Source organism: Endozoicomonas sp. SESOKO3, assembly GCF_024606255.1.
Genome location: NZ_JAHHPR010000049.1, coordinates 1 through 5,881, shown reverse-complemented (window position 1 = coordinate 5,881; position 5,881 = coordinate 1). Strand labels below are relative to the sequence as shown.

The following is a 5,881-nucleotide window of genomic DNA, read 5'->3' as shown; positions in this document are numbered from 1 at the left end:
ACCAATTTATTGCAACCGCAGTAGGACAGCCTTAAGTCCGACAGGCTGCTAGCCTCCGGGAATTTGCTTTTCACGCTTTGCCTTGAATATGATAAGAATTAATGAAAGGTGTTTGGACCGTCCCAGCGCAAGCAGGAGGCTGCGGGAAAAGCCTATTTTTTTATCTGAAAAGTTTTTGTTCGTACCCGGGATTTAAACAATATCCTCACGGACTCAGTCTGCTTTTACTGTCCGGCTTTTCAGCCTTTGCTCTTGCAGAAGAAACGGTAGACAGGCCTGCCGACCTCAGTCTCACCCAGGTCATTGCGCCTTTGTTTTTTGTCATTGTGCTGATTTTTGCCCTGGCCTGGATCGTGAAGAAACTGAATATAGGCACACCCACGGCAGGTCAGGGGATAAAAGTGGTTTCCAGCATTCCGGTTTCCAGTCAGGCCAGAGTCTGTCTGATTCGAATTGGCGAAAAGGATATCCTGCTGGGAGTCACCAATCAGCAAGTCAGTCTGATTCATACGTTTGACGAATCTCCCTTGCTGCCTGATAAGAAGGAAAATCAGCAGGATTTTGCTGTTCAGTTCAAAAACCTGCTGAAAGGTGGCAGCTCGAAATAAGCTACTTCCCTTCTCTTGCTCATGTCATTTTTCACAAGAACGGTTGGTTCCCGATCCTCGAAGAGTGTTGAATGAATCTCTGGAGTGGGTGTCAGTATCAGGATAATGAGCAGAGTAATAGAATGTGCCTGATACAGACTCATAACGTTTTTTCAGTCGACGTCCCCTGGGCCCGGCCTTGTAGTACTCACCACGAATGAGGATACGATACAAACCTTCTTTGTCGTACATATCAGGAGTCCATTCGACGGTAGCAACACCAGCTTGCCATTTGAACCGGGTAGTCCAGTCGTCATCTGTAGCAATCGTATCCCATAGTCCTGTACAGTCATCCTTCCTCTGCACATAGAAAAAACTGTCAAGATCCATTCCCGATCTTGGGTGTGATGCAATGTAACGAAGCTTCAATGACTGGCCTGAGTGAATATTACTCTGATTATCAGTCACCACCTTTCCGAATAGAGCATCATATTTTTCCAGAACATCCTCCATATGGACATCGTCGTACAGATAACTCAAATCCAACGGTGTCGCTTCATCCACAGGTGGTGGCTCTTTTTTGCTCAATTGCATGTAAAGACTGGAAAAAGCCTGCAACATGGCACTCAGCTCCCAAGGACCGTATAAAGTGGAGGCTCCCTCGTAATGCTGTTTAGAGAACTCCTCTGCTGTACTCAAATAACTGGCATAATCGTTGGAATACCCGGCGATTACAATATGTCTCAAGGGAATACCGGAAAGTTCTGACAACCTCTTTCGAAGCCTTCTCCCCGCCATGACTGTCGGTTCAACGGGCAATGCAGCAATCTGAAAATTCCCCAGCTGAGCCAGCATTAAAGGCAAGACTTCGGGAACCCAGGGCTGATTAATAACTTCCCGATGCATGTTACCCGAGGGAAATACATCATTGAAATAATGGAAGTTTTTTTCACTTCCCAATGACAGCATGACCGGTTTGGGTCTCTGACATCTCAGTTCTTCTTCTGACGGAGAGGTCAGAAAATCGGTGATTTTTCTTATCCACCATTGCTCATTTTTTCGGCCTTCATAAGCCCCCAGTATTAACCTCACCAGAAAAGGTGACCGGCCATCTTCTGTGCCTGCAGCAAAACTATACCCCATAGCTGGATTGCAGGTTTTTACCAGCTCTGGCTGTCCCGAATATTCTTGCCGGACTTCATAGTTGGAAAAATCCACCCAGTTTTGCACCGACACAATGGGTCCAAAAACTTTCCTGCCTCTGGCATTAAACAGTTCCAGGGCTTTTTTAAACTGTCTTTGGCCGATTTCCCTGACACTTTCATCCGGAGTTTTACCCGGTCCGGTGCCATCAAGATTCAGGTTAGGCGTCATATCCCCAGCGTTAGATTGAGGAAAGGCTGCAATGAATGAAGCCACTCCCCAGTTGTACTTTGCATGACGTTCAAAAGCCCAGCTGGCATAGCCTTTGTTGTCACTGCTTAATAAATGATTGCTGCCAGGATAGGAGACTGCATGGGTGGCAAACCAGGTGATGGCACCTAATGGTTGACCACCCCGGGTAAACCTGAGTTGCTGAACAATCCGGTCGATAGAGTCCTTTTGGCTGGCATCCACATTATTTTCATAGGCCGACAAAGAGCGATTGCGGCTGGCATTGTCCAATAACCCGGTTTTCATCCAGATCTCAGAAGGAGCGAGGTCTTCATGGGCCATCCTGACGGCCTGAACAATGCCCGATACCATCTTTTCAAAAGCCCTGTCATCGAATACGCCATGAGGCATATTGTATAGAAAATGATGGGACTGACCGGCTGCTGCACTGTGGGTATGAGTCGCTGTCAGGATGACGTTATGACGGTTATAAAGAGAACCAAACTGCTGTTCCAACCGGGTGAGAACCGCTTGGTAAACACTGGCAAAAACAGCTCCGGCATCAATGACCACAATGGCAAGACGATGACTTTTCTCATCCTGACTCACCACAAATGCTCTGGCCCACTGACGATCATTTATTCCGGCACTGATCTGACTGCTATCGGCATAACCCATCATGCCACTGCCCACTGCCGGGCCGGTGATATCCGCTTTACTGACCCCTACCCAATAAGAAGCACTGGCCCAGGGCGTCAAAAGGAGCAGCATTAAAATGAGGCTACCAGGAGGAAATGTGAGTCGGTTCATAAATACCCCTATCAATTCAGGAGAGGGGAGTATAGCTGGCTCTCAGATTTAGCAAGGCTCACAGGACAGGTAATTGGGGAAAACTACCATAAAAACCACAGCAAAAACACAGTTATCCAACAAGTTATCCACAGGATGCACCTGATTTTATAGAAAGGTTATAAAGCGGTTGCCAGTGAGAAAGGAAAGGAGGTTGCAATACAGAAATAATCTTTTCCCACATTGGCGAAAAAAGATTATTTCTGCGGTATCACTATTGCTTCATCATCATGCCAACCAGTTGCAGCATCTGCATTTCTGTCTGGCAAATTTTCTGAAGATCTGCCTGGGTCTCCCTGCTCATATCACCCAGTCGATCATTCATTTCATCCTGTCCGTGCCATTTTTCAGCAGCCATATCTTCCGGGTAAGCCTCTACCAGTCTGTCATGGAGACCCTGCTTCTTTTCCCAGAGAACACTGAGCATAACGATAAGAATGGGAGGAGCCTGCCCTGTGAGTGAACGAAGCCTGATATAGGTCCAGTACAACTGAGCAATTCGAAAAGTGCTGTTGCGCAGACACAAAAGGGATAGATAAGCTTCTTCCTGATCAGTCATGAAGTGTCTCCTCGGTCCTATAGGGCACCCAGAACTCCTCATCAGAAGACTTACGACTGTCTTAAGGCTTGGGTAATACTGCGGATGAGGGTCACTCAGACAGCCTTCAGAAAGCAACCCATAAAATCACTGTAACATGGTCATCACAATTGCCCATAGAGAAAATCGACTCATTTTCCAGCTTCTGAACAGAGGTCATCAACAACCGGAAAAATCTCTGGTTAAAAAAGTTATCCACTTTTCCACAAAAACCCTTATCAACCCCCTGAATGAACTGTGGATAAGTGAAAAGCAGCCTTTGAATCCGGCTTCATTGAAGAGCTGGTTAAAAAATAGCCAACACCTCAATAAATAACCCTCGCCCGGCCACTTACCCTTTTAAGCGGTTTGACGGCTACTTAAGAACGGCACCCGGCGGCTGTCTGATCACACGTCTGATACCTAGCCAACCTGACAGGCCAATCAGCAAAGCACTGATAATGGGTAGCGTAAACCAGAGCCATCAAGAGCAGCTCTCCGATAAAAATCTGCATGAGCTGATTCTGCTGCGCTCCCATGCACCGCATCACAGCGATACCATCAAAGCGTCGTTCGGCAAAGCGGCGACTGGACATGGCAACTGCGATACCTGCCAGAAGCATGGCAGCAATACTGCCCAGTCCCAAAAACTGCCTTAGAAGTACAACAGAACTGCGCAGGTCTTCACGGTCGTCTTCTGCCAGATTCAGCTTTTCGCTGTCGGATAAAAGGGGCTCAATCTTATTTTTGAATCCTGTCAGCTGGTGTTCTTCGCCCGCAATCAAGGTTTTCCAGTGAACCCGACTGCCTGGCTGGATAATTCCAGTAGCATCCAGATCGTTTATGTTGAACATCAGGCGGGGAGACAGACTGTAAAAACCACCCCCACGATCGGTTTCCAGAGTGATGGCACGTGCGACTTTGAACTCTGACTCCCCAAGTATCAAAGTGTCGCCTACTTCAACGCCCAGGAGCGGAAACAATCTGGGCTCCAGCCAGACTTCCCCTTCGTCAGGCGTATCCTCAGTCACTTCATCCGGTGCAAAAGGCTGATCAGCCGCTCTCATTTGCCCACGTAGGGGATAATTACTGGATACCGCTTTAGCTGAAACCAGCTGCATCTGATCTCCAGCCATGACTACTGAAGGAAACTCCAGAACAGTGGCCTGCTCAACAGGTTGGCTTGCTATCGTCTGACTCACCTCTTCAGACAGCTTTGTGGGACTGCTAATGACCAGATCAGCCCCCATCACCTCGGCTACCTGTCTACCCAGTGAAAGTTGTAGCCTGTCGCTGAAAATCGCGATAGCGGTGCTGACGCTCACTGCCATCAGAAGAGATAACATCAGCAGCCAGAGTTCACCGGATCGCCAGTCCCTCACCAGAAAACGCCAAGAGAGCATAAGACTTCGACTCATTTGGCTGCTCCGGAGTGTTCAACCTCTTCTTCCAGACGCCCCTGAGTCAGCTTTAAGACTCGCTGACAGCGCCGGGCTAACTGCAAATCGTGAGTCACCAGAACCAGGGTTGTTTTGTTTTCCCGGTTCACTTCAAAGAGCAAGTTAATGATACTTTCCCCGGTTTTTTCATCCAGATTGCCCGTCGGCTCGTCTGCAAACAGAATGTCTGGCTGCCCGGCAAAAGCCCTGGCAATGGCAACCCGCTGTTGTTCTCCACCGGATAACTGTCTGGGGTAGTGAGTCAGCCTTTGAGATAATCCCACCCTTTCAAGTAACGTTCTGGCATGCGTCTGGGGGCTCTCTTTTCCTGCCAGTTCCAGGGGTAGCATGACGTTTTCCAGTGCGGTCAGATTGGGCAGAAGATGGAAAGACTGAAAAACAAAGCCGGTATGATCAGCCCTGACCCGGGCTCTGGCGTCTTCATCCAGATGATCAATCCGGTTTCCAGCCAGAGCCACCTCACCCTGAGTAGGCTGATCAAGACCTGCAAGAATGCCCAGCAGAGTAGATTTGCCGGACCCTGAAGTCCCGATGATGGCGACAGACTCCCCGGACTTGATCTTGAGATCGAGTCCGGACAAGATGGTGAGCGATCCACTCCGGGCTGTCACTGTTTTAATCAGAGATTGCGCCGAAACGGCAATGGGGGATCCTGTGCTAATAATCATACGCAGTTGTTTGCCGATGTATAAATTAATTGTTATTGGGCGGTTTTTTTCTGTGAAAAATAGTGCGTTTTACCCGCGTTCATATTCGAGGATGACACAAAATAGTCTTTTTTTCTCATGGCTTTCTATACGCTCATGGCTGTTTATCGGATCTCTCACCCTGAGCTGGAATACATCCGCAGCCGAGAAAACCCTGCTGGTTTATGGTGACAGTCTCAGTGCGGCTTATGGTATTGAAATTAATCAAGGATGGGTTCATTTATTACAGCAAAAAATGCAACAAGCCAACCCTGACTGGAAAGTGGTCAATGTCAGTATCAGTGGCGAGACAACAGCGGGAGGCCTGAGTCGGCTAAAAACGACACT

5 protein-coding genes and 1 pseudogene are annotated in these 5,881 nt (G+C 48.2%); 2 read left to right on the top strand and 4 right to left on the bottom strand.

Annotated features, from left to right (window positions below):
- Nucleotides 1-311: 311 nt before the first annotated feature.
- Nucleotides 312-608, top strand: coding sequence for a flagellar biosynthetic protein FliO (gene fliO, locus KDK18_RS00845; RefSeq protein WP_257252503.1), 297 nt, complete (start codon nt 312-314; stop codon nt 606-608).
- Nucleotides 609-632: 24 nt separating this feature from the next.
- Here fliO and KDK18_RS00840 read toward each other — a convergent pair whose 3' ends face one another.
- From KDK18_RS00840 to KDK18_RS00825, 4 genes are all read right to left on the bottom strand, one after another.
- Entirely contained in the window at nt 633-2,732 is a 2,100-nt protein-coding gene (locus KDK18_RS00840; protein WP_257252501.1) for a neutral/alkaline ceramidase, read from the bottom strand.
- Nucleotides 2,733-3,024: 292 nt separating this feature from the next.
- Nucleotides 3,025-3,369, bottom strand: coding sequence for a hypothetical protein (locus KDK18_RS00835; RefSeq protein WP_257252500.1), 345 nt, complete (start codon nt 3,367-3,369; stop codon nt 3,025-3,027).
- A gap of 398 nt (nt 3,370-3,767) precedes the next feature.
- A complete protein-coding gene (locus KDK18_RS00830; protein WP_257252499.1) occupies nt 3,768-4,805 on the bottom strand; it encodes an ABC transporter permease in 1,038 nt (345 codons plus the stop codon).
- A complete protein-coding gene (locus tag KDK18_RS00825; protein ID WP_257252497.1) occupies nt 4,802-5,515 on the bottom strand; it encodes an ABC transporter ATP-binding protein in 714 nt (237 codons plus the stop codon). The genes KDK18_RS00830 and KDK18_RS00825 overlap by 4 nt, the downstream gene beginning before the upstream one ends.
- Nucleotides 5,516-5,606: 91 nt before the next feature.
- Between KDK18_RS00825 and KDK18_RS00820 the strand changes: the two are divergent.
- Nucleotides 5,607-5,881: pseudogene (locus KDK18_RS00820) on the top strand (hypothetical protein); the annotation flags it as partial.

Excerpts from the sequence above, each read along its gene's own strand:
- KDK18_RS00835 (WP_257252500.1), bottom strand. The coding sequence starts at position 3,369 with ATGACTGATCAGGAAGAAGCTTATCTATCCCTTTTGTGTCTGCGCAAC.
- KDK18_RS00825 (WP_257252497.1), bottom strand. The coding sequence starts at position 5,515 with ATGATTATTAGCACAGGATCCCCCATTGCCGTTTCGGCGCAATCTCTG.
- KDK18_RS00840 (WP_257252501.1), bottom strand. The coding sequence starts at position 2,732 with ATGCTGCTCCTTTTGACGCCCTGGGCCAGTGCTTCTTATTGGGTAGGG.
- KDK18_RS00830 (WP_257252499.1), bottom strand. The coding sequence starts at position 4,805 with ATGAGTCGAAGTCTTATGCTCTCTTGGCGTTTTCTGGTGAGGGACTGG.